Raw genomic sequence first — 22,088 nt, forward strand, 5'->3', positions numbered from 1 at the left:
CGGGGCCCCTAGGCGTCGCGCAGCGCCTTGCCCTTGGCGTGGGCGATGTCTCGCAGAGAGTCCTGGAACTGGGCCATACGCTCACGCAACTCGACCGCACGCTCGCCGTCCCCAGCCGCCAGCATGCGGACAGCCAGCAGCCCGGCATTGCGCGCTCCCCCGATCGACACCGTCGCGACCGGCACTCCTGCGGGCATTTGCACAATGCTCAGCAGCGAATCCATTCCGTCCAGATACTTCAAGGGAACTGGCACGCCAATCACGGGGAGCGTCGTCACCGCGGCGAGCATGCCAGGCAGGTGAGCTGCCCCGCCGGCACCAGAGATGATCACTCGCAGGCCACGCTCGGCCGCGTTGCGCCCATAGTCGATCATTTCGTCGGGCATGCGGTGCGCGGAGACCACGTCCTTTTCAAACGGCACCCCAAACTCCTCCAGCGCGGCCGCTGCGGGCCCCATCACCGGCCAATCAGAGTCCGACCCCATCACGATTCCCACTACGGGCCTGTCAGTCATTGCTGTGCTCCTTCGCGAACGATTGCGGCGGCGGCAACCGCCCTGTCATAGGTCTCCTGCTGGTCGACTCCCGAAACGTTGACGTGGCCCACCTTGCGGCCGGGCCGAACGCCCTTGCCGTACAGGTGCATCTTTGCTCCCGGATCGCGCACCTCCGCGAGCGCCCCCGACAGGTCCTGACGCGCCCCGCCTAGGACGTTGGCCATCACGGTCCACGGCGCGCGCGGCGACGTGTCGCCCAACGGCAGGTCCGCCACGGCACGCAGGTGCTGCTCAAACTGGCTCGTGACGGAGCCGTCCATCGTCCAGTGGCCGGAGTTGTGCGGGCGCATCGCGAGCTCGTTGATCACCAGGTGGCCCTCCGCCTCAAACATCTCGACGGCAAGCACGCCAATGACTCCCAGCTCGGTTGCCACCCGCTCGCCGATCTCACGGGCCTGGCTCGCCAATGCTGGGTCGAGATCCGGCGCGGGCGCGATCACCTCGGAACACACCCCGGCGCGCTGGATCGACTCGACCACGGGCCACACCGCAACGTCGCCCGACGGCCTGCGCGCCACCAGCACAGCCAACTCACGCGTGAAGGGCACCTTCTGTTCCACGAGCAACTCCGGGCCGCCCTCAGCGCGCCCAGCGATCCAGTCAGCCGCCTGAGCGGCGGAGGAAATCACCCGGACTCCCTTGCCGTCGTAGCCACCGCGAGCGGTCTTCACAATAGCTTCCGATGCGTGTGCGTCCAGGAAGGCCGTCACCGATGCCTCGTCGGTGACGTGAGCCCAGTCGGGGTTGGGTAGGCCCAGCTCGGTCATCCGTTCGCGCATTGCGATCTTGTCCTGCGCAAACACCAGCGCCTCAAGGCCTGGGCGCGCGGGGACCCCGGCCGCCTGCGCAGCCTCGAACACTGAGACCGGAATGTGCTCATGTTCCCAGGTCAGGGCGACGGGGCGGGGCTCGGCGAGCAACTGCGCCACAGCATCGGCGTCGGACGGCATCCCCACCACAAACTCGTGGGCGGGAAGCGCCGCCGCCGCCTCGGGAGATTCGACGAGGACGCGAAGTGTCAGGCCAAGTTCGGTGGCAGCTGGCGCCATCATGCGCGCGAGCTGACCTCCGCCAATAACGGCCACAATCGGTGAAGTCATGGGTACAACCTACCGGCGGCTAGGCTCGGACATCGTGAGCATTGGTACGTGGGTGCGCGGACGCGCCGGTGAACTGGCAAAATTCGGCACCGTTGGCGTGGCGGGCATCTTTGTCGACGCCGGCGTCTTCAACCTGCTCCTGCTCGGCCCGTTGGCCGTCGAGAACAAGGTCATCACCGCCAAGATCATCGCGTCCGTGGTGTCGACCATCTTCGCGTGGGCCGCGCACCGATGGTGGACGTTCAACGACCGACGCGGCCATCGCCCCGTCAGGGAACTCGTCATCTTCGCCCTCGTCAACGGGGCCGCTCTGGCCGCCCAGGCGGGGGTACTCGCGATCTCGCACTACTGGCTGGGCTTGACTGGCGCGCTCGCCGACAACTTCTTCGCCTACGGAATCGGCCTACCGCTCGGCACCGTGCTGCGCTACGTGGGCTACCGCGCGTTCGTATTCAACCATGACACCACGTCCGCGGCCGATGCCGTGGCGGGCCTGGGCGCCGTCGATGCTGACGTTACGAGTCCCGACGGCGACGATTCTTCCGCGCCGCCCGCCCATGCGTAACGACGTCGTCGAGGTCGCCCATCGCGGGAACGCCCTGCAAGAATACTGAGAAGGCCGCGGGCTTGCGCTGCGAAAGCTCAAGCCGGCCGCCATCTGCGGTCACAAGATCACGCGCCAGGGCCAGCCCCAGGCCGGTGCCGCGTCCACTCGTCACTTCCCGTTCGAATATGCGCGGCGCCAGGTCCTCCGGCACACCCTCGCCCTCGTCACGCACTTCAATGACGATCGCGTGGTTGGGACCGCTTTCGCGCGCGAGCACCATCGTGGTGCCATCGCCGTGGTGCAGCGAGTTCTCGATCAGCGTGGCCAACACCTGAGCGAGGCCACCCGGGGTGGAGAACACCGTCGCGTCCGTAGGCGCGATGCGGAGCTTGCGCCCCGCCTGAGTGAACGTCTTCTCCCACTCGGCTCGTTGCTGGTCGAAGACGTCGGCGAGAACCACCAGTTCCGTCCCGGAGCCCAGCGTGCGGCGCGTGCGCCCGAGCAATTCGTCCACGACACCCACGAGCCGCTCCACCTGCTCCAGCGACTTCTCGGCCTCCTCCTGCACCTCGGGCTGATTGGAGGCGAGCGTGATCTCCTCGAGCCGCATCGTGAGCGCCGTGAGTGGGGTACGCAACTGATGCGAGGCATCGGCCGCGAACTGTCGCTCACTTGCCAACCGGGCGCCCATCCGCGTGGCGCTGCGATTGAGCTCGTCGGCCACGAGGTCGATCTCCTCGACTCCCGTCTTGGTGAGGTTCAGCTTCACCTGGCCCGAGCCCAGGTGCTCGGCACTGGCGGCCAGGTACACGAGCGGCTTGGACAGTCGGTTTGCCTGCACCACGGCTACCGCGATTCCCGCGAGAACGGCGATGATGCCCACCAGCAGCACGAGGCCCACGGCGCGGGCTGAGGCCCAGAACACGTCCCACCAGGACGTGTACATCAGCACCACCAGCTCGCTGTCCATGACATGCGAGGCGGAGAACGAGCGGGCCGGCTCAGTACCCGAGGTGAGCTCGGTACCGTCTGGGAGAATGAGCACGATGTAGGACGCCGCTCCCGGCGCGTCGCTGACGTAAGAACTGAGGTTGTCCTCGGTGATGGTCTCGCCGGTGGAGTACCGCACGTCGAGCGTGCGAGCAGCCGTGGTGGCGCGCTGGTCGAGGTTATCGACCGAACTGTCGCGCACCAGCGTGGCCGTCATGACGGCCAGGGGTATGCCGAGCAACACCACCGCGACGGCGAGCGCCGAGATGGTCGCCTGGAGGACGCGACGACGCACGCGGGCGCCTAGACGTTGCTCTCGAAGCGGAAGCCCATTCCGCGGACCGTGGTGATGAACCGCGGCTGAGTAGCGTCGTCACCCAACTTGCGGCGCAACCACGACACGTGCATGTCCAGCGTCTTCGAGGGCGCACCCGAGTCGGCCGCCCATACCTCGCGCATGAGCGTCTCTCGCGATACGACGGAGCCAGCGTTCGCCACCAACAGGTGCAGGAGGTCGAACTCCTTGCCGCTGAGCTGAAGCTCATCGCCGCCAAGGTAGGCACGGTGGCCGGCGACGTCAATGCGCACGCCAGCAACGTCAAGGTCGGTGGTCGAGTCCGCGCCTGTCCGGCGCCGGAGCAGTGCACGGACGCGGGCCAGTAGCTCCGCCAGGCGGAACGGCTTGGTGACGTAGTCGTCAGCGCCGGCGTCGAGGCCCACCACGAGGTCAACCTCGTCGGCGCGGGCCGTCAACATCAGGATGGGGACGGCAAGTCCCTTGTCCCGGATACGCCGTGCCACGTCCACACCGTCGATATCGGGCAGGCCGAGGTCGAGGATGACGAGATCAGCGTCATCCGCCGCGCCCACACCCCCGAGTCCGGTCCCGTGCCATTCAACGTCATAGCCTTCTCTTCCCAAAGCGCGGGTCAAAGGTTCTGAAATGGTCGGGTCATCTTCGACCAAGACAATTCGAGTCATGGTGCCACGATACCCGGGAGCGACCACATTGCAACGCCTCGCGCGCATGCCGCGCCAAAGGCGAGCATCGAATTGTCGTTTCTGTTCCCGGTAGGCTGGGCGCTCGTGACCACCACCACTGCCCCGCATGCGCCCGCACCACCGACGCGCGCGCAATCGGCGCTGGTAGCCATGCCGGAACGCGCGGTCCAAGTATTGGTGGCCATCGCGCTCGCCGCAGGGGCCACCGTGAGCCTCGGCGTTCACTATTGGTGGACAGTGCTGCCCCTCGCAGCGATCCTGGTGGCCTCCACGTGGACTGCTCTCGCGCACCGCACCGCCGTCACGGTCACCGCCGCCCGCGCGGCCGCGATCGCGGTCGGGGGCACGATCGCGTGGTGTATCGCCAACATCATCATGGCGGCCGAGTACCTGATTGTGGTGCGTGACCCCGGCTTCCTTACATTGTCGGGCCTGTGGCTGGCCCGCCACCCCAGCACGGACATCCCGACCCTCGGCTCCGTGGAGGCCGCCGCGACCCAACTGAATATGTTGCCCGATGCCGCACAGGCCTGGAACCTCTACGGCGACGTGATCCAGCCACAGGGCGCGAAGATGCTTCCCGCCACGCTTTCCGTGGGCGGTTGGCTCGCGGGCGAGACGGGTGTGCTTGCCGCCAACGTCGTGATCGGCGGAGTCGGAATCCTGGCCGTCTACGCGCTCGCGCGCCGATTCCTGGGCCCCTACGCGGCCTTGGCTCCCGCCGGGGCCATCGCCCTGACCGTGTCTCACATTGGACTATCACGCGCCGGTTACACCGAGCCGCTCACCCTCGTTCTGGTGGTCGCGGGAGTGCTGTGGGCCTGGCGGGGGGTCAAGGAGCGGCGGCTGTGGCTGCTGCTCGCCGCCGGCATCACCTCTGGGGCGACAACCTTCATCCGTATTGACGGCGCCTCGTTCGCCGTGGGAGCCCTCGCTGGTGTGATTATCGCGCTCGCACTGTCCGATGCCCCACGATCGTGGCGCGTCCGCGCGGGCTTCGCATTTGCCGCGACACAGGCCATCGCCCTCGTCCTCGGCTACGTGTCGTTGTGGCGGTGGGCCAACGAGTATCTGGTACGCCTCGAGGGGCAGGCCATCGCCCTCGTCTCCGTCTACTTTGCTGCCGCGCTGATCCTGGGCATCTGGATGGCGACCTGGGGCCCGCGCCTGCGCGGCGACCGGGTGCTGACCTCGCTACGATCCGTGCTGGGACGCCGTGGGGCCATCGGCATCGGCATCGCGGTCAGCGGCCTCCTCGCGCTCTTGGCTTCGAGGCCGCTGTGGATGATCGCGCGGCGCGGCACGGTCAAGTCAAACGAGATCTTCGCGAATGGGGTGGTGGAGTCCTTCCAGAGGTCCGCTGGACTACCCATCGACGGCACACGAACGTATGCCGAGTCGACCATGACGTGGATGAGCTACTACCTCACGTGGGTGCTGGTCGCGCTCGCGATCCTTGGTTTCGGAGTGGCCGCCTACCGCATGGTGCGCCGCGACGGGACGTGGGCCGTCTTCCTCGGCGCGATCCTCGCTCCCACATTGCTGTACTTGTGGAACCCGTCGATCATTCCCGATCAAATCTGGGCGATCCGCCGCTTCGAACCCGCAGCCATGCCCGGATTCGTGCTGGCCGCCGCCGTTGGTGCCTGGTGGCTCGCCGGTCGCCTACGCACAGCATCGGCGCGCGCCACGGGTCGCAAGGTAGCCGCAGTGGTGGTGCTGCTGGCGCCCCTCACCGCCTGGGTCTCCATCAAGCCGGGTGAAGCATTGCCCATCAGCAGCGCCACCAACGTCACCACGCGCGAGATGCTTGGCGCGCGTGACCAACTGAATGACCTGTGCGAGGTCGCCGGCGACCGGCCCATCGTGCTCGCGGGAACCTCCTCGCACTTCGGCTCACTGCGCGTCATGTGCGACCAACCCGTGGTCCTTGCGCTCGTTGAACCCACGCCGGACACCCTCGTCGCGATGACCGAGGAGTGGGGCCAGGCTCCCGTGGTGCTGACCCGCAACCCGGACTGGTTCACCTGGACGGACGGGGTCCCCGCACCGGCGGTCGACTCCACCGTACGCACCGCGTCGTACACGTTGCAGAACATCCCTCGCACCTACTCGGACCGCCAATACACCTGGTACGCGGGCATCGTGGGTACCGATGGCTCACTCGATGCAGTCCCCGTTCCCGAGTCCGTGTCTGGGGATTCGTAGGAGTTCTCCACAGAAGTGACGACCACGTAGCGCGTGGTGGTCCACGGAAGCCACCCTGGTGTCATGCGTGTGACGTGGGACAACCGTGTGGACCTGGATCTGTCGGCGCAGGCAACCTGCGCGGACATCGCGGCCTATGTCGCGCTGATTGACACCACCGGCGTTCACGGTCGAGGCAACACTGCATACGCTGGCGCGACCGCCATGGACGACGTGTGGTGTGGTTCCGTCAGACTCGATCCCGACCACCGCGCGGGAGTTCCTCCTTTGGTCCACGGCGCATCGCTGCAGCGCGGCCCCGGCACACCGGCGGTGCGCCTCACGGACCCCCATCTCGCCGTCACGTGCGGCCCGGACGCCGGGCACATGGTGCCGCTCACACGGGAGGGCGTCACCATCGGCCGTGGCGAGGCGTGTGACGTGACGCTCGCGGACGGGGCCGTGAGTACCGATCACGCGCGCGCCGGCTGTGGCAACTCGCCGTGGGTGCGCGACGCGGGTTCACGCAACGGCACGGTGCTCCGACGCGTCGACGGAACGCGGACCCGGTCGCGACGGCTCAGGCCACGAGCCGGGGAACACCTACTGATGGGAGGGTCCGTCGCCGAGGTGCGCCCCCGTCCCACCGAGGATGGCGTCAAGACTCGGCTCGGTCCGCGCGCATCGGCATCTCAGCTCAGCGCGATGGGCGCCGGTGCGCTCACCGGCATCATGCTCGCGGTCATGACCGGGCGCTGGTACTTCGCGCTGCTGGCGTTGGGGTACCCGCTGATACTGGGCGTTCCGATGCTCGCGCAATGGCTCCGACGGCGAGAGGACGACGATGAGAACATCACCGGCCCGGTGGACCCCTGCCCGTCGGTCGGTCCTCCGGTGGCGCCCATTGCGGGTCCGGTGGCCGTGGTGGGGCCCGCGCCGCTCGCCACGGCCACCGCGCGCAGCGTGGTGCTCGCACAGCAGTTGCGCCCCCACGGCGACGAGTGGGATGAACCCTGGATGAGGTGGCTGCCTCGCGCCACTCGGGAGCAGACCGTCATGGTGATGCCGGTTGGCCACCTCGCCCCCTCGTGGGCGGGGACGGTGGTCGAGATTCATGGGGAGGAGACCCACGTGCTCACCGGCACCGTGACGAGGGTGGCGCGCCGGTGCGAGATTTCGGAGCACACCGCCGATGAATTAGCGCGGCTGATTGCCAGCACGCGGGCCGCCGAGTCTCTCCCCGACGACGTCGCGTGGGCGGACTTGGCGCCGGACAATCCGACGCGGCCCGGCCGCACGCTGTCCACCCCCATCGGCGTGGGCGCGGCCGGAACGGTGTCGTTAGACCTGGACCATCACGGCCCCCACTTCCTCGTGGCGGGCACGACCGGATCTGGCAAGTCTGCGCTGCTGGAGACGCTGGTGCTCGGACTCGCGCACCGGCACTCCCCCGCCGACCTCACTGTCGTGCTCATCGATTTCAAGGGCGGCGCCGGCCTGCGTCACTGCATGGACCTGCCACACGTCGTTGGCTGCCTCACAGACCTCGACGCTCACCTCGCCGAACGGGCGCTGGTTGCCCTCAGTGCGGAACTCGAGCACCGCAAGCGTGAGGTGGCACACGCAGGGTACGGGTCCCTCGGCGAGTGGGAACTGGCCGGTGGCGCGCCGCCCCGCCTCCTGGTGGTCGCCGACGAGTACCAGGAAATCGCCCAGCACCACCGAGACTTCCTGCCGCACGTGGCGCGGCTCGCTGCGCAAGGACGTTCGCTCGGCCTGCATCTGGTGCTCGCGACACAGCGCCCGGCCGGCGCGGTCACCCCGGAAATTCGTGCCAATGTCTCCACCACGGTTGCCCTGAGGGTCGCCTCGGCCGCCGAGTCGCAGGATCTGCTCGGGACAGCCGATGCCGCCTCCCTTCCGGCTTCCAGGCCGGGTCGGGCAATCGTCGCGCACGGCGCCGACCACGTCCCCGTTCAGGTCGCGCAACCCACCTTGCATGCCACCGCTCCGGTGCGACCCGCCGGACAAGTAGCCACGGCAGCTCCCGCCGAGCTCGCTCAGGCCACGGTTGAGCGCTGGCAGGGGGTCGACCCGCCGGGCCGACTGTGGCGTGACCCGCTGCCTCGCCACGTCGCCCTTCCACCACCGTTGGACAACGGCGGCCGCCCGATGCTGACGCTGGGTTTAGCCGACTGGCCGGTCGAGCGACGTCAGGAGTTTGTCGGCTGGCAGCCATCGACCGGTCCCATTGCGTTCATCGGGCCACGCGGATCGGGCCGCACGGTCGCACTCGAGCTGCTCCGCACCCAGGCGCACCTCGCGGGCCTAACCGCGGTGACCATGCCCACGGAGGCACGCGAGGCGGCACGGACAGTCGTCCTCACTCACGATCGGGACGACGTCCTTCTCCTTGTCGACGACGCTGGCGGCGCACTCGCCACTCTCGCGGAGGTCGACCTCGGCGCACCAGCGGAACTACTCTTGCGTCGCCTGTCCCGGGGACTGCCCACGGCGATCGCACTCGCCACTCACGATCCGGCTCGGCTCGTGTCATCGGCCGGCACAAGGATGGTGTTCTCGGGAGCAGATGCCACGGACGACGCCTTGTGGAACGTACCGCGTGCCCTCTCGGGGCGTCCCGCCCTAGCGGGGCGCGGGAGGCTGGGCGCTCACGGCCAATGGTGTGAGGTGCACCTGTGTCTCCCTCATGAACACACGGCACCCGCAGACCGGCTCGTGGAGCCGCTGCCCGCCGCGGCCGAGGTCGCGCGCAGGTGCGCGGCCGACCCTCGGCTCCTGGCAGTGGGAGGCGACCACGCCCGCCCCATTCATCTTCCCGTTGGACCGGTCACGGTGGTGGGCGCGCCATCGGGTGAGCGAGACGCCGCCATCGCTCACGTCGAGCGCGTCATCTCGACGACCGTGACCGTGCGCGACGACCTGATCAGCTTCCCTGGCTCCACTCGGCCAGCCGGAACGGTCGTGCTTGTTCAGCCCACATCACGAACAGTGCGCGACGCGTGCGGCACCGCGCACATCGGACTGGTGGAGCCAACGCCACGTCCAGGAAGAGTGGTGATCGTCAGCGAGTCAGGAGTCGAGGCTGCCCAGTTTCCGGGATGACGCCAGGCGCCAAGAACCGGCCCTACGCGCTCGCCGAGGCCGCCGGCGCATCGTCTTTGCCCGCGCGCGCCATGACGCATCCGGCGATTGCCAGCGCGACGACGATCAAAATCGCGGCCACGACGGGTCGAGACGAGATGATGGACAGTCCGAGGCCCGCCTGAAAGACCTGCCATGTCAGAGCGATGGACCGAGCCCACCGCCGCGACTGCCACATGCCTCGCGCACCGAAGCCGACGCCTACGGCAAGTGCCAGGCAGAACACTCCAATACCCGCGATAAAACCCACATCGCGAGGGTCGCCAAAAATCGCGTAAAAGCCGTAGGCGAGTGCCGCGAATGTCAATGCAAGGGCCTCGATACCGAGCCCAATCGCGGCAATTATCTCGAGCTTTCTGCCGCGTCCGGCGCTGTCCTTGTTCATGTTCCCCAAACTACCTTGACGGATTGTGAGCGACGACACATCATCTATCTCTTGTCACCTGTTCGTAACCATGAGAACCTTAAAGGAGTCAAACCGCAACGGCCGCGGCGATCTCCCACACTTTTGTGTTCATTTCGCCGCGCCATATTGCCCAAGGAGATCCTATGGACTGGCGCGACCGCGCTGCTTGCCTCGAAGTTGACGACCCGGAGCTATTCTTCCCGGTCGGCAACACGGGCCCTGCATTGGTACAGATCGAGAAGGCGAAGGCCGTGTGCAACGCGTGCCCCGTCCGTGAAACCTGCCTGCAGTGGGCGATGGAGCACAATCAGGACTCTGGCGTGTGGGGCGGCCTGTCGGAAGACGAGCGCCGCTCACTCAAGCGTCGTGCCGCTCGCGCACGTCGCGCCGCCAAGTAACCGCGACTCAGCAACCTTTGTAGCGCTTCGCGCTGCCGAGGCTCCTGGGGAGTTCGGTGACCTAACGGTCCTTGACCTGCACGTGCACGTCGACCTCGCTACCACCGGCGACGCGCTTCCAGGTCAGCGACCCTCCAAGTTCGTTCTCCACGAGCGTCGTCACAATTTGTGACCCCAGCCCAGTGGGCTTGGACGACAGGCCCACACCGTCGTCCGCGATCACCACATCGAGGTCGGCGTCGTTGCGGCGCGCCGTCACCGTGATGGTGCCGTGCTCGCGCCCCACAAAGCCGTGCTCGACAGCGTTCGTCACGAGCTCCGTGATGACCAGCGCGAGCGATGAGGCAAACTGCGCCGGGATGAGGCCAAAGTCTCCCTCGCGGACAATCTTCACCTGGACGCCGGGCGAAGCCACGTCCGCCGCCATGCGCATCGAACGCCCAGCGAGATCATCAAAGTTCACCAGTTCGTCGAGCGTGCCAGACAGTGTCTCGTGGACGAGCGCGATGGTCGAGACGCGGCGCATGGCCTCCGCGAGCGCCTCCTTGGCCTCGGGCGCCTCGACGCGACGACTCTGAAGCCGCAGCAGCGCGGCTACGGTCTGCAGGTTGTTCTTAACGCGGTGGTGAATCTCACGGATGGTCGCGTCCTTGGTGATCAACTCTCGCTCGCGCCGGCGCAGTTCGCTCACGTCGCGACACAACAACACGGCCCCTGCCCGCGCACCATCCACAGTGACTGGGATCGCACGCAGCGATAGGCACGCACCGTTGACCTCTAGATCCGTACGCCATGCGGCGCGACCCATCACCACCATCGCCAGCGTCTCGTCGATCAGCCCACGATCGGTCACCAGCTCGCTCGTGACACGGGGCAGCGACTTGTTCATCAGCGGTCCGTGCACCCCGAGCCGGTGGAAGCAGGACAGTGCGTTGGGCGACGCATACGTGACGTGGCCCACCGAGTCGAGCCGAAGCACGCCGTCACCCACTCGAGGCGCGCCTCGCTTAGGGCCAGTCACTGAGGTGTGAACCGGGAACTCTCCCTGGGTGATCATGCGCAGCAGGTCGTCTGACGCGCCCTTGTAGTTCAGTTCCAGCCGCGATGAGGAGCGGGAGACGACCTGCGACACCTCGCGCGTGAGCACCGCGATGGCGCGGCCATTCATGACGACTGGTAACGCATCCTCGCGAACGGCATAGGTCTCATCCCAGCGCGGCTCGCGCGACGCCACCATGGTGCCCTCGTCGAGGGCCCGGCGCAGGTGAGAGACGCGGGTGGGGCCCGCCATGGTGCCCACCACATCGTCCTGGTGAACGGTCGGGCCGGTCGACGGGCGGCACTGTGCCACCGCGACGAATCCGTCTGGCACCTCGCGCCACATGACCAAGTCCGCAAACGCGAGGTCCGCAATGATCTGCCAATCGGCGGTCAGCAATGCCAACCAATCTGCCTCAGCATCGGTCAGGGGTCCGAACCGCTCGGCGGTCTCGCGCAAAGTTGCCACGCCCCTAGCCTAAGGGTCGCGCGCAGGCGCGGTAGCCTGGTGACACATCGGAGGACGCCATGAAGATCATTCACCAGCACACGTTTCACGCAAGCCTCGACCGCGTCATTGCGATGCTCGCGGACGAGGAGTTCGCCGCGGTGCGCGCGAACGCCTCCGGAGCGGCCGAGCAGGACGTCCTCGTGGACGGTGAGCCGGACGAGGCCTTCACCGTATTGATTCGCCGCGTCGTGCCGTCGGCGTCCATTCCTGCCGAGTTTCGCAGCTTTGTCAGCAAGGATCTCAAAGTGAAATACACGGAGGCGTGGGAGCCGCCCAACCCGCAGGAAGCCGACCGCGTCGGCACCTTCGCGATGGAGATTGTGGGCGCACCCGGCCATGTCGCGGGAGCCATTGGCCTCACGCCCGGTGATGGAACGGTGGAATTCCTCGCGACGGGTGAGATCTCCGTCAGCGTGCCGCTCATCGGCTCGATCATCGAGCGAGCCGTCGCTCAGGCGATGGAGACTGGGTTCGTCGCCGAGCTCGCTGCGGCGGATACGTGGCTCGCCGAACGGGCATGACGCTTCCCGCACCGGTCCAGGTCTTCATCGGCGGCACCGTTGGCGGTGCATTGCGCATCGGCCTCGACCACCTGTTTCCCTCCGGTGCCCAAGGCCTCGCATGGGACGTCGTCACCATCAACGTCATTGGATCGTTCGTGCTGGGCGTGGTCGCCGCGCGCAGCGAGGCCATGGGTGGCCACCGCCACTTCCCCTTAATCGGCCCCGGGCTGCTCGGCGGGTTCACGACCTTCTCCGCGATCGCAGCCATGCACTGGACGGCCGGCACTGGTCCGGGCCTCGCGGCCGCCGTGCTCGCGCTCAACGTGGTGCTCGCGTGTGGCGCGGCAGCATGGGGATGGGCCCTCGGGGCACGCGGCTCGCGCGTCACGGAACTCGTGGAGAACCTCGCCAATGAGCCCGAGGGCGTGGTGCACGACTCGCACCTGCGCGCTGAGGACGACAGTGCGAACGGGGAGCGCCCATGAGCCCGCTCATCTATCTCGCGGCGGCTCTTGCCTGTGGTGCGGGGGCGGTGGTGCGCTTTGGGTTATCCCGGATGAACGGGCTGTGGAAGTTGCCATGGCCCACGTTCGGCGCGAACCTCCTCGGCTGCATCGCGCTGGGTGCCATCGCTCACCTTGCCCTGACGGCGGCGCACCCTGACGAACTCCTGCTCATCGCCGGCGGCGGCTTCGCGGGCGGCCTCACCACCTTCTCGTCCCTCGCGGTCGATGCAGTGGTGCTGTGGCGGGGCGGACGACCTGCCTATTCGATAAGTTACCTCGCCGCAACGTTCGTCGGCGGGCTACTGGGAGCCGCCTTCGGCTGGGCCCTCGTCGGTTGGCTCTAAAGCCTCACCAGCAAGGTTACCCAGCCCTGGCATCGGCCGGCGCGTTCTACTCTTCGATGGTGACGCCGCGCCAAAAGGCGACGTGCTCGCGGATGTTTTCCGCGCGTGGCTTGGGGTCGTCATAGTGCCATGCTGCGTCCTTGTTGACCTCGCCATCCACCACCACGTCCTCGTAGGTCGCCGCGCCCTTCCAGGGGCACACGCTTTCCATGTCGGACGACTGAAAATACTCCGCCTTGATGCTGTCCCTGGGGAAGTAGTGGTTGCCCTCCACGATCTCAGTGTGGTCGGACTCCGCAATGACGGTGTTGTTCCAGATAGCCTTCATGATTCCTCCATCGGTAGTCGGCCGCGCAACGGGTTGGTGTTGACGGTCCCTCATCCTGGCCAACAGCGCGACGGCGCCCGGCATTCCTGGGGCGCCACAACCCCGGTATACGGCCTGTCGATACCGTCAGGCCCGGCGCCTGCGCACGACCCAGCTCACCGCGGGCCAGCCGACAACCAGCGCCAGCACCACCATTGCGGGCGCGACGTCGTCGGTGCTCGCGCTGAGGGCCACGCCAGCGAGGGCCAGCGACGCGACGAGCCCACACATGGACACCACGACCGGCACGCGCAGGTTTTCGGTACGGCCCGCGACTCGTTGACGGATAGCCGCCAGGTTGGCTACCGCGTAGTACGTCAGCACAGTGGCGACCGACACCAGCAGTAGGTTGGCGCCACTCGTCCACACCAGGGTGATCGCGAGCAGCGCCACGACCAGCTCTGCGCGCCACGGCGCACGCGAGGAACCCTGGGCCGCCAAAGGCGCAGGGAGGTCGCGCTCGCGGGCCATCGCCATCGCGGTGCGACCCGCGCCCGCCATGACAGCGAGCATCGCACCGAAGGTCGCCAGGGCAGCGGTGACGGTCACGACGATGACGGGCACGTGGCCCACGGCCGCCAACTGCTCGATGGGACCCACCAATGATTCATCGTGGCCCGGAGCCCCCTGGCCGCGCGACGCCAACGCACCCAGTGCATCGGCGCCAACATACGTGGCCAACGCCCAGGCGATCGCGAGATAGAGCGAGACCACCACCGCGAGCGCCACCATGATCGCCCTCGGGATGGCGCGGGCGGGCTCTCGCACCTCCTCGCCGAGCGTCGCGATGCGCGCGTAACCCGCGAAGGCAAAGAAGGCGGACGATGCCGCGACCAGGAACGCCGCGACCGGCCCCGATTCCTGCGCGAAGCGAAGACCCTGCGGCACCTCCCCGTCAACCACGACCGCCGCGCACACGATGCCCACCAGTGCCAGCGTCACCACCACCGCGATGACGGTGGCTCCGGTGGCGGTCTTAGTGATCCCGCGCGCGTTGAGGGCCCACGCGAGCGCAACCGCTGCCGTGGCGGTCCACTGCGCGTGCCCGGGCAGCACGTAGGAGCCGAGCACGAGCGCTCCCACGGCGACCGAGACCGTCTTGCCCACCAGAAACGCGGCACCCGCCACGTGACCAGGAAAGGCCCCCAACTCGGCGCGGCCATACGCATACGCGCCGCCCGCCACGGGGTACCTGCTGGCCAACTGGGCCGTGGACAGCGCGTTGGCGAGTGCGACCAGCGCCGCCAAAGCGATGGCGGCGAGGTACCAATCGCCGGTATCAAGGACGGCCGCCCACATGTCCGAGAACACACCCGCGCCGAGCATGGAGCCCACGCCGATGCCGGTGGCCGCGACGACGCCGATGCGCCGGGCCGGGGTCGTCACCGCGCGCACCGTAGAGAAGTCACGCGGCTAGCGTACTGGTGGAGGAACAAGAAAGCCGCCTCCCGAAGGAGGGGGCTTTCTTGTATCTACTTCTCAAAGTAGCGGGGACAGGATTTGAACCTGCGACCTCCGGGTTATGAGCCCGGCGAGCTACCGAGCTGCTCCACCCCGCGTCGGTAAGCCATCACTCTACAGTGCATCTGGGCACTCACCTAATCGTCTGCCTTACACCTGCGATCCGCACGGCCTTTCGTTAGAGTCGTGCGCATGACAACACCCACACCTGACGATCCACACACTCAGCGACCCGAGCAGCAAGGCTCGCCCGCGGGCAACTCGGGCATGACCGCGCCGACTCCCCCGCCGCCACCCTCCGTACCAAGCCACGTGCCGCCGCCCGGCGGTTTTCAGGCTGCGGGATGGGAGCCGGAGCGTCCTCAGGGTCTTGCGATCACCGCCATCGCCCTCACCGGGCTGTACACGGTCGTCCAGCTAGTCGGAGCTTTCGGTGCGCAGGACGCCACCGATCGCACCAAGGAGGCCATCGAATCGGGCACCACGCAGACCGACGTGGCGGGAAGTCTCACGCAACTACTTTCTGCGGTCATCGGCATTGCGTCGTTCGTGGTGCTCGCCCTGTGGATGACACGCATCCGCTCCAACCTCGCCAAGCGTCACATCAAGGCCGGCGGCCCTCCCCGAGTGGAGTGGTGGGGCTGGTTTGTGCCGATCGCAAACTACATCCTGCCGTTCCTGGGGATGAAGGCCATCGCGCGCCGCAAGGTCAGCTTGGGCATCTTGCTGGGCTGGTGGATCGCGTGGTGTGTGGTCTGGCTGTCCTCCTTCGGGACCTACGTGGCCTCGTTCTCCGGCATCGACTTCACCACTGGCGAGTACACGAATCCTGACGCGCTCGACGCCATCGTCCCCCTCACCTACGTGGCGACGGTGGCCACCATCGTGTCCTGGGCGTTCCTGGTCGTGATCATCCGCCGCGTGACGGACCGCCACCTCGAGGACTGAGACTCGCCAGGCGCCTTAGTCGGGACGCCGGCGACACACGTGAAGAGCCCCGCAGATGCTTAGCGCATCTGCGGGGCTCTTCACGTTCATGACGGTGCGCCTCCCGGGAGGCGCACACGGCGGTTGTGCCTAGGCGGCCGCCCCATCGTCGGCCGACGGTGCGGCGCTCGGCGTTGGCGAGGCTTCTGGCTCGGGGAGTCCCTCAACCGTTCCGCCGTTCTCCTCCTGAATGCGACGCTCGGCAGCCACCGCGTCCTCGAGGGCGCTGGTCAGCGCATCCTGCGAGTCTCCGTAGGCTGCGAAGTCGCCGGCCTTCAGCGCGATCTGACCATCCTCGATGGCCTGTTGCGCCTTAGCGAGCGCGCTGCGAAGTGCACGCTCGTTTTCCGTGTCCGTGGTTTCCCCACCCGGCTCGGTGGTGTCCGGCTCCGTCGTCTCTGGTTCCGTGGTGTCCGGCTCCGTCGTGTCGGGTGTCGTGGCATCCGGGTTGTCCGGGTCGGTATCGGTGGTCACCGCGGCGCCCTTACCGAACACCTGGTCGAGTGCGCCCTGGAGAGTATCCGCGAAGCCCACCTCGTCACCGAAGGACACGAACACCTTGCGCAGCAGTGGCACCTGCGTACCGGCGCTGGACTGGACGTACACGGGCTGCACGTACAGCAGACCGCCACCCACGGGCAACGTCAGCAGGTTTCCGTTGATAATTTCGGTCTCACCCTGACGCAGCAGGTTCAGCGTGGTCTGCGCGTCCGAGTTGGAGTTGAAATTATTCTGAACCTGACCGGGACCGGGGATGGTCGTGTCACGCGGCAACTCGAGCAGTCGCAGCTGCCCGTAATCCTCAGCCACCTTGCCCGCCTCGTTGCCCGTCTCCGAATCCACCGACAGATAACCGGTCAGCACGTTGCGGTCCGAGTTACCACCGGGAATGAACGAGCTCGTCAGCGAGAACGACGGCTCCTCCTGCCCAGGCATCTGCAGGGTCAGGTAGTAGGGCGGCTGGGGGCCGCTGCTGCCGGGCGTCGGGTCTGACGGGTTGCGCCAGAAGTCCTGTCCCGAGTAGAACGACGATGCGTCGTCCACGTGATAGCTCGTGAGCTGGTAGCGCTGCACCGTGAACATGTCCTGGGGGTAGCGCAAGTGACTCATCAGCTGAGACGAGATCTCCTCCATGGGCTTCATGTCATTGGGGAAGATGTTCTCCCAGGTCTTGATGATTGGGTCCTCGGGGTCCCATGCGTAGAGCGTGACGTGTCCGTCGTAGGCATCTACCGTGGCCTTGACCGAGTTGCGCATGTAGTTCAGTCGCGCTGGCGTGAGGCGGTCCTCAGCGCCGGCGAACAAGCTGTCCGACTGCAACGCGCCCGAGTATGGGAACTGCGTGGTGGTCGTGTAGCCATCGACAATCCAGACCACGCGACCATCGACCACTGCGGGGTAGGTCTGCGAGTCGAGCTCTAGGTACGGCGCGACACGCGAGACGCGGTCCAGTGGCTCGCGGTGGTACATGATCTGCGACTCTTCCGTCACACGGTCCGAGAAGAAGATCTGCTCCTCGCCGAACTTGATCGCGTACATGAGCTTGGCGAACGTGTTCCCGATGCTGGGGCCGCCGTCGCCGGAGTAGGTGGTGTTGACCTGGTTTCCGGTTACTTCCTCCGAGCTGTCCGTCGGGTAGTCGAGCTCCCACGGCGGCGTTCCCTCGGGGGCACCGACGATCGAGTACGGAGGCGTGGTCTCGCCAAAGTAGATGCGTGGCTCGTAGTCAGGCAGCTCACCCGTCGACGGGATGCCTCCCTCGTAGAAGTCAGGCTGTCCGTCCAGCTGCGTCTTGTTTCCGTAGGCGGCGACAACGCCGAACCCGTGGGTGTAAACGGTGGTGTCGTTCACCCAGTTGCGGTTCTCGTCACCCAGGCCGTCGAGGTTCAACTCGCGAACCGCGATGACGGTGTCGCGCAGTTCACCATTGATGTCGTAGCGGTCAACGTTGAGGTTCGCAGCAAAGTTGTAGTACTGCTTGTTCTGCTCAAGCTGCTGGAAAGCCGGCGACACCACGTTCGGGTCCAGCAGACGAATCTGCGTGGTGGTCTCGGCGTCGTCACGCAGCGCATCCGTCTGCGCCTCGGTCTTCGCGTCGTACTGGGTGACCTCGATGTCGTCGAGTCCATACGCGTACCTCGTCGCATCAATGTTGCGCTGGATGTACTCCTTCTCCAGCTCCTGCGCGTTCGGCTCCACCTGGAAGCGCTGCACGATGGCCGGGTAGGCCCACCCGACGACGATCGCGCTGAGCACCATGAGCGCCACTCCCATGGCCGGGATGCGCCAGTCGCCGCGCCAAATCACGACGAGGAAGGAGATACCCACCAGGATCGCGATGCCCACCAGGATTCCGCGGGCGGGCAGGATCGCGTTGACGTCGGTGTACGACGCCCCGTAGAAGCGCTCACCTTGCTTGTTCAGCAGGGCGTAGCGGTCGAGCCAGTAGTTCGCGGCGATGCCGAGCATGACCAGCAGCCCCATGACGGCCAGCTGGATACGAGCGCCACCCGATGCCACGAACTTGCGTCCGCCGCCACCGATCCCGCCATACAGCAGGTGGACGAAGGCCGCGAGCACCATGCAGACGATCGTGATCGCAAGGTAGAAGCCCACAAAGGAGCGCAGTACCGGAAGGGTGAAGACGTAAAACGACGCGTCAAGGCCGAACTCCGGATCCGCCACACCGAAGGACTCCTGGTTGAAGAACGCCAGCACAGCCTTCCAGTTCGCGGACATTGCCGCACCAGCGATGAGGCCCACAAAGATGGGAAGCGCGACCATGACGATCTTCTCGAGCGGCTGGATCTGCTCGCGATACTGGTCAAGCGTGGACCGCTGCCCCGTCTGCGCGGGTCGCACGCGGCGTGCAATCCACAGCGATAGCCACACGGCGACCGCGGCGATGACGCCGAAGACGACGAACAACGTGGCGCGGGTCAGCCACTGGGTACGCCACACGTCCGTGAAGCCAAGCTGCTGGTACCAGACCACTTCGGTCCAGATATTTGCAGTGATGACTACGGCAATGACGAGCACGGCAACAGCCAGCAGTGCAATAAGTAATGGGGAACGGCGCTTGGGCGGTGTCGCCATGGGCTGCGGCCGGGAGGGGCGGTCGTGCTCGGAGGTCACTGAGATTTCCTTTGCTTATGAACTGATTGCTGGCGACTCGCGCTTGTGGTCAAGCGTGCCACAGGGTCTAGCAGGTGGGAAGTTCGGAGGTGGTGCCCGCGCCGATGCTTTCTACAGCGGCGTAGGCATCGTCCAGGTTGTCCACACTGAAAACGCTCAAGCCTTGCGGAACGTGCCCGCGGACGTCGTCGCAGTTTTCTATGGGAGCCAGGAAGTATTGGGCGCCCGCATCGACGGCGCCCTCCATCTTGAACTGGATGCCACCGATGGGGCCAACGTCGCCGTCGGCGGCAATAGTGCCGGTGCCCGCGACGTGCTCGCCGGAGAGCTCGTCCTTCTCGGTGAGTTTGTCCATGATTCCGAGGGAGAACATCATGCCGGCACTGGGGCCGCCGACCTTGTCGATCTGCACGGTGACGTCGATCGGGATGTCGAACGTGGGGTCAATCCAGATGCCCATGACAGCCGTCCCGTCACCGGCATCGAGCATCGCGAAAGACTCAGTCAGCTCCTCGGTGCCCCGCATGACGGTGACGTCAATCATGTCGCCCGGCTGGTGCGCGTGCACCGCATCGGACATCTGCTTGTAGGTTTCAATCTCGGTTCCGTCGATGGCGACGAGGACATCGTCCGCCTCGAGCTTGCCGTTGGCATTCGAATCGTCCTGAGCTCCCACCACACGAATACTCGCCGGCACGGGCACGCCGAGCTCCTCGAGCGCGGACACCGTCGCGCTTTCCTGGGACGTGATCCAATCCTGCTGCGCCTGTTCGTCGACCAGCTCCTCCTGGTCGGGATCCCCGAAGACGTACTCCTCGGGCACCACGTAGCGGTGCGGCGAGAAGTATCCCGCGAGCACGCTGCCCATCGTGAACATGTTCGATCCGCCGCGACTCACGGAGACCGTGGTCAACCGCAGCTCTCCCGAGGCGTCGTACGTGGGTGCCCCCTGAATCTCGACTAACGGCGCACCGTCCGCGTCGACCCCGAGCGTGTCGAACGTGGGCCCGGGTCCGCCGATGGCGAAGGGCGACGGCAGTACCGTGAGGACCGCGATGAGAATCGACGTCGCCAAGCCGGCCGCGGACATGACGGCACTGCGACGCGAGGGCTGACCTGGCATCGGCTTCTCAGGCGTCGCCTGCTCGGCCGCGTCGGCATACGCCAGCGAGGGGTCGAGCGGCGGTGTCGAGGGTGTGGTCACGCCCTCCATCATTGCTTATAGCGAACGATGCGCCGAATCGCGGTCGTCGAACGTTACCGTGGAAGAAGCGGGCGTCGACCTCGACAGCCCTTGCGTACTGGAGGCTCCGTGAACGACGACACCACCCCTTGGATGAAGCTGCTCCGTGAGTTGTTCGGCGACGACGCGGACGACGCCCTCGCGGAACTCGAGCGTATGGGCATGGACCCTGCCGCGCTCGCGAACGCCTCCGGAATGGCCGCGTCTCCAGGAATGATGGACCACGTCCTGTCTCAGATTCGTGCCCTGATGGCGCAGAGCGAGGGGGAGGACGTCAACTGGACCCTCGCACACGACGTCGCCCGTGGTGTGGCTGCGCAGGGCGGCGACCCTACGGTGACCGCTGCGGTCGCCGACACCCACCGGGCGGCCGTCTCGCGTGCGGAGTTGTGGCTCGACGCCGTCACCGATTTTGATCCCTCGTCGCTACAGCCACGAGTCTGGAGCCGTGCCGAGTGGGTCGAGGCGACGATGCCGACATGGCGCGTGCTAGCCGGCCCGGTGGCCGTAAGCGTCTCGCACGCCCTCGGCGGGGTGCTGCGTGGCGAGGGCGACGGTGAGCACTCGGAACGCGACGACGAACTGGCGGCCTTTGGGATTGGCCCAGGCCAGGCATCGGGAATCATGAACTCCGTGAGTCCGACCGTGTGTGGGATGCACATGGGGCAGGCGGCCGGCGAGATGGCCCGCGAAGCCTTCGGTGGCACCGACCTTGGAATCCCCTTGCTCACGGAGTCACGCGTCGCGCTGGTTCCGCACGCGATCGCCGACTTTGCTGAGGGCCTCGAGATTGACGACGACGAGGTGCGTACCTTCGTGGCACTACGTGAGGCGGCACACGTGCGCCTGTTCGCGGCGGCTCCCTGGCTTCCCGGCCAGCTTCACAGCGCCATTGAGCGCTATGCGGGTGCGATCACCATCGATCCGGAGGCGCTTGACTCCGCTGTAAGGGACGCTGGGGCGGGCGACCCCGCCAAACTCCAGAAGGCACTCAGCCGCGGGATCTTCGCACCCGAGCACACGGAGGCGCAGGCCGCCACTCTCGAATCAATCGAGACCATGCTCGCACTCATCGAGGGTTGGGTCGACGACGTCACCACGCGCGCCGCTGCCCCTCACCTGCCGCACATCGGACAGCTGCGCGAGATGATGCGTCGTCGTCGCGCCTCGGGCGGACCCGCCGAGGACGTCTTCGCATCCTTGCTTGGCCTGGAGTTGCGCCCGCGCCGCCTACGCGACGCATCGTCGCTTTGGGCTGCCCTGTCGGTACGCCTGGGCCCCGACGCTCGCGACGAACTCTGGTCGCACCCCGACTTGCTGCCCGATGCCGATGCTTTGGGCAATTGGGAGGGGTGGGTCGAGAAGTACGTCAGCGGCGACGACGCTGCCGACGACATGGACCGCGACCTCGAGAAGCTTCTCAGCGGTGGCTACGCAGCATCAGGTGACGCCGACACAGATGAGTCGAACCCCAGTGAGGACGACGCAAACGGAGACTCTGAAAGTGGCCCACGCGGGGACTCTGACCCGTCCTGATCACGACACTTCCGACACGACGGGCACGAATTGAACGTTTTTGTGCGTAAATCCGTCTACGCTTATCGGGAACGGGCCCCCGGGGCCACGGATGTGCGGCCCTAC

19 protein-coding genes and 1 tRNA gene are annotated in these 22,088 nt (G+C 66.7%); 9 read left to right on the plus strand and 11 right to left on the minus strand.

What is annotated here, in order from left to right:
- Positions 1–8: 8 nt before the first annotated feature.
- The gene (gene purE / locus AOP73_RS01035; protein WP_061962803.1) at positions 9–515 is read right to left on the minus strand and encodes a 5-(carboxyamino)imidazole ribonucleotide mutase; all 507 of its coding nucleotides are present in this window, start codon (positions 513–515) and stop codon (positions 9–11) included.
- Positions 512–1,657 carry a 5-(carboxyamino)imidazole ribonucleotide synthase gene (locus AOP73_RS01040; protein ID WP_061962804.1) on the minus strand — a complete coding sequence of 382 codons (1,146 nt, stop codon included), beginning with the start codon at positions 1,655–1,657 and terminating at the stop codon, positions 512–514. The genes purE and AOP73_RS01040 overlap by 4 nt, the downstream gene beginning before the upstream one ends.
- Here AOP73_RS01040 and AOP73_RS01045 point away from each other — a divergent pair.
- Positions 1,656–2,222 carry a GtrA family protein gene (locus tag AOP73_RS01045; protein ID WP_084626462.1) on the plus strand — a complete coding sequence of 189 codons (567 nt, stop codon included), beginning with the start codon at positions 1,656–1,658 and terminating at the stop codon, positions 2,220–2,222. The two genes, AOP73_RS01040 and AOP73_RS01045, sit on opposite strands and share 2 nt — an antisense overlap.
- On the opposite strand, the gene AOP73_RS01050 is transcribed toward AOP73_RS01045, so the two are convergent.
- Positions 2,173–3,489: an ATP-binding protein gene (locus tag AOP73_RS01050; RefSeq protein WP_061962805.1), complete on the minus strand. Its 1,317-nt coding sequence runs from the start codon at positions 3,487–3,489 to the stop codon at positions 2,173–2,175. The two genes, AOP73_RS01045 and AOP73_RS01050, sit on opposite strands and share 50 nt — an antisense overlap.
- A gap of 8 nt (positions 3,490–3,497) precedes the next feature.
- Positions 3,498–4,175 (minus strand): response regulator transcription factor, encoded by a 678-nt coding sequence (locus AOP73_RS01055; RefSeq protein ID WP_061964716.1) that lies wholly within the window; start codon positions 4,173–4,175, stop codon positions 3,498–3,500.
- A 105-nt stretch (positions 4,176–4,280) separates the two neighbouring features.
- Here AOP73_RS01055 and AOP73_RS01060 point away from each other — a divergent pair, with 105 nt between their 5' ends.
- A complete protein-coding gene (locus AOP73_RS01060; protein ID WP_152650494.1) occupies positions 4,281–6,404 on the plus strand; it encodes a glycosyltransferase family 39 protein in 2,124 nt (707 codons plus the stop codon).
- Positions 6,405–6,467: 63 nt separating this feature from the next.
- Complete coding sequence (locus AOP73_RS01065; RefSeq protein ID WP_152650495.1) at positions 6,468–9,509, plus strand: type VII secretion EssC family protein; 3,042 nt, start codon at positions 6,468–6,470, stop codon at positions 9,507–9,509.
- A 22-nt stretch (positions 9,510–9,531) separates the two neighbouring features.
- Here the strand turns inward: AOP73_RS01065 and AOP73_RS01070 are convergent, their stop codons facing one another.
- Positions 9,532–9,933, minus strand: a complete 402-nt coding sequence (locus AOP73_RS01070; protein ID WP_061962808.1) for a hypothetical protein — start codon at positions 9,931–9,933, stop codon at positions 9,532–9,534.
- A gap of 164 nt (positions 9,934–10,097) precedes the next feature.
- Between AOP73_RS01070 and AOP73_RS01075 the strand changes: the two genes are divergently transcribed.
- On the plus strand, positions 10,098–10,352 hold the full coding sequence (locus AOP73_RS01075; protein ID WP_061962809.1) for a WhiB family transcriptional regulator: 255 nt from the start codon (positions 10,098–10,100) through the stop codon (positions 10,350–10,352).
- A 61-nt stretch (positions 10,353–10,413) separates the two neighbouring features.
- Here the strand turns inward: AOP73_RS01075 and AOP73_RS01080 are convergent, their stop codons facing one another.
- Positions 10,414–11,859: a sensor histidine kinase gene (locus tag AOP73_RS01080; RefSeq protein ID WP_061962810.1), complete on the minus strand. Its 1,446-nt coding sequence runs from the start codon at positions 11,857–11,859 to the stop codon at positions 10,414–10,416.
- Positions 11,860–11,918: 59 nt separating this feature from the next.
- On the opposite strand from AOP73_RS01080, the gene AOP73_RS01085 reads away from it, so the two are divergent.
- The 3 genes from AOP73_RS01085 to AOP73_RS01095 are packed head-to-tail and all read left to right on the plus strand — an operon-like array spanning position 11,919 to position 13,254.
- Positions 11,919–12,422, plus strand: coding sequence for a DUF2505 domain-containing protein (locus tag AOP73_RS01085; protein ID WP_061962811.1), 504 nt, complete (start codon positions 11,919–11,921; stop codon positions 12,420–12,422).
- The gene (locus AOP73_RS01090; protein WP_061962812.1) at positions 12,419–12,889 is read left to right on the plus strand and encodes a FluC/FEX family fluoride channel; all 471 of its coding nucleotides are present in this window, start codon (positions 12,419–12,421) and stop codon (positions 12,887–12,889) included. Before AOP73_RS01085 ends, AOP73_RS01090 begins: the two co-directional genes overlap by 4 nt.
- On the plus strand, positions 12,886–13,254 hold the full coding sequence (locus AOP73_RS01095; RefSeq protein ID WP_084626463.1) for a fluoride efflux transporter FluC: 369 nt from the start codon (positions 12,886–12,888) through the stop codon (positions 13,252–13,254). Before AOP73_RS01090 ends, AOP73_RS01095 begins: the two co-directional genes overlap by 4 nt.
- Before the next feature lie 46 nt (positions 13,255–13,300).
- Here AOP73_RS01095 and AOP73_RS01100 read toward each other — a convergent pair whose 3' ends face one another.
- The 3 genes from AOP73_RS01100 to AOP73_RS01110 form a co-directional block, all read right to left on the minus strand.
- Positions 13,301–13,582 (minus strand): DUF427 domain-containing protein, encoded by a 282-nt coding sequence (locus tag AOP73_RS01100; RefSeq protein ID WP_236683476.1) that lies wholly within the window; start codon positions 13,580–13,582, stop codon positions 13,301–13,303.
- Positions 13,583–13,708: 126 nt separating this feature from the next.
- Positions 13,709–15,007, minus strand: a complete 1,299-nt coding sequence (locus AOP73_RS01105) for an APC family permease (protein ID WP_061962814.1) — start codon at positions 15,005–15,007, stop codon at positions 13,709–13,711.
- A gap of 99 nt (positions 15,008–15,106) precedes the next feature.
- Positions 15,107–15,180 (minus strand) — tRNA-Met (locus AOP73_RS01110).
- A gap of 94 nt (positions 15,181–15,274) precedes the next feature.
- Between AOP73_RS01110 and AOP73_RS01115 the strand changes: the two genes are divergently transcribed.
- Complete coding sequence (locus AOP73_RS01115; RefSeq protein ID WP_152650496.1) at positions 15,275–16,030, plus strand: DUF4328 domain-containing protein; 756 nt, start codon at positions 15,275–15,277, stop codon at positions 16,028–16,030.
- 129 nt (positions 16,031–16,159) lie between these two features.
- Here the strand turns inward: AOP73_RS01115 and AOP73_RS01120 are convergent, their stop codons facing one another.
- Together AOP73_RS01120 and AOP73_RS01125 are read right to left on the minus strand one after the other, a co-directional pair.
- Positions 16,160–19,204 carry a UPF0182 family membrane protein gene (locus AOP73_RS01120; protein WP_369345508.1) on the minus strand — a complete coding sequence of 1,015 codons (3,045 nt, stop codon included), beginning with the start codon at positions 19,202–19,204 and terminating at the stop codon, positions 16,160–16,162.
- Positions 19,205–19,271: 67 nt separating this feature from the next.
- Positions 19,272–20,408 (minus strand): YlbL family protein, encoded by a 1,137-nt coding sequence (locus AOP73_RS01125; RefSeq protein WP_061962816.1) that lies wholly within the window; start codon positions 20,406–20,408, stop codon positions 19,272–19,274.
- A 108-nt stretch (positions 20,409–20,516) separates the two neighbouring features.
- Between AOP73_RS01125 and AOP73_RS01130 the strand changes: the two genes are divergently transcribed.
- On the plus strand, positions 20,517–21,983 hold the full coding sequence (locus AOP73_RS01130; RefSeq protein ID WP_061962817.1) for a zinc-dependent metalloprotease: 1,467 nt from the start codon (positions 20,517–20,519) through the stop codon (positions 21,981–21,983).
- Positions 21,984–22,088: the final 105 nt, after the last annotated feature.

Origin of the sequence: Demequina aurantiaca (assembly GCF_000975135.1) — a bacterium.
Classification (GTDB): domain Bacteria; phylum Actinomycetota; class Actinomycetes; order Actinomycetales; family Demequinaceae; genus Demequina; species Demequina aurantiaca.

Coding starts and splice junctions, on each gene's coding strand:
- purE (WP_061962803.1), bottom strand. CDS start 515: ATGACTGACAGGCCCGTAGTGGGAATCGTGATGGGGTCGGACTCTGAT.
- AOP73_RS01045 (WP_084626462.1), top strand. CDS start 1,656: ATGGGTACAACCTACCGGCGGCTAGGCTCGGACATCGTGAGCATTGGT.
- AOP73_RS01040 (WP_061962804.1), bottom strand. CDS start 1,657: ATGACTTCACCGATTGTGGCCGTTATTGGCGGAGGTCAGCTCGCGCGC.
- AOP73_RS01055 (WP_061964716.1), bottom strand. CDS start 4,175: ATGACTCGAATTGTCTTGGTCGAAGATGACCCGACCATTTCAGAACCT.
- AOP73_RS01065 (WP_152650495.1), top strand. CDS start 6,468: ATGCGTGTGACGTGGGACAACCGTGTGGACCTGGATCTGTCGGCGCAG.
- AOP73_RS01070 (WP_061962808.1), bottom strand. CDS start 9,933: ATGAACAAGGACAGCGCCGGACGCGGCAGAAAGCTCGAGATAATTGCC.
- AOP73_RS01075 (WP_061962809.1), top strand. CDS start 10,098: ATGGACTGGCGCGACCGCGCTGCTTGCCTCGAAGTTGACGACCCGGAG.
- AOP73_RS01085 (WP_061962811.1), top strand. CDS start 11,919: ATGAAGATCATTCACCAGCACACGTTTCACGCAAGCCTCGACCGCGTC.
- AOP73_RS01090 (WP_061962812.1), top strand. CDS start 12,419: ATGACGCTTCCCGCACCGGTCCAGGTCTTCATCGGCGGCACCGTTGGC.
- AOP73_RS01095 (WP_084626463.1), top strand. CDS start 12,886: ATGAGCCCGCTCATCTATCTCGCGGCGGCTCTTGCCTGTGGTGCGGGG.
- AOP73_RS01100 (WP_236683476.1), bottom strand. CDS start 13,582: ATGAAGGCTATCTGGAACAACACCGTCATTGCGGAGTCCGACCACACT.
- AOP73_RS01115 (WP_152650496.1), top strand. CDS start 15,275: ATGACAACACCCACACCTGACGATCCACACACTCAGCGACCCGAGCAG.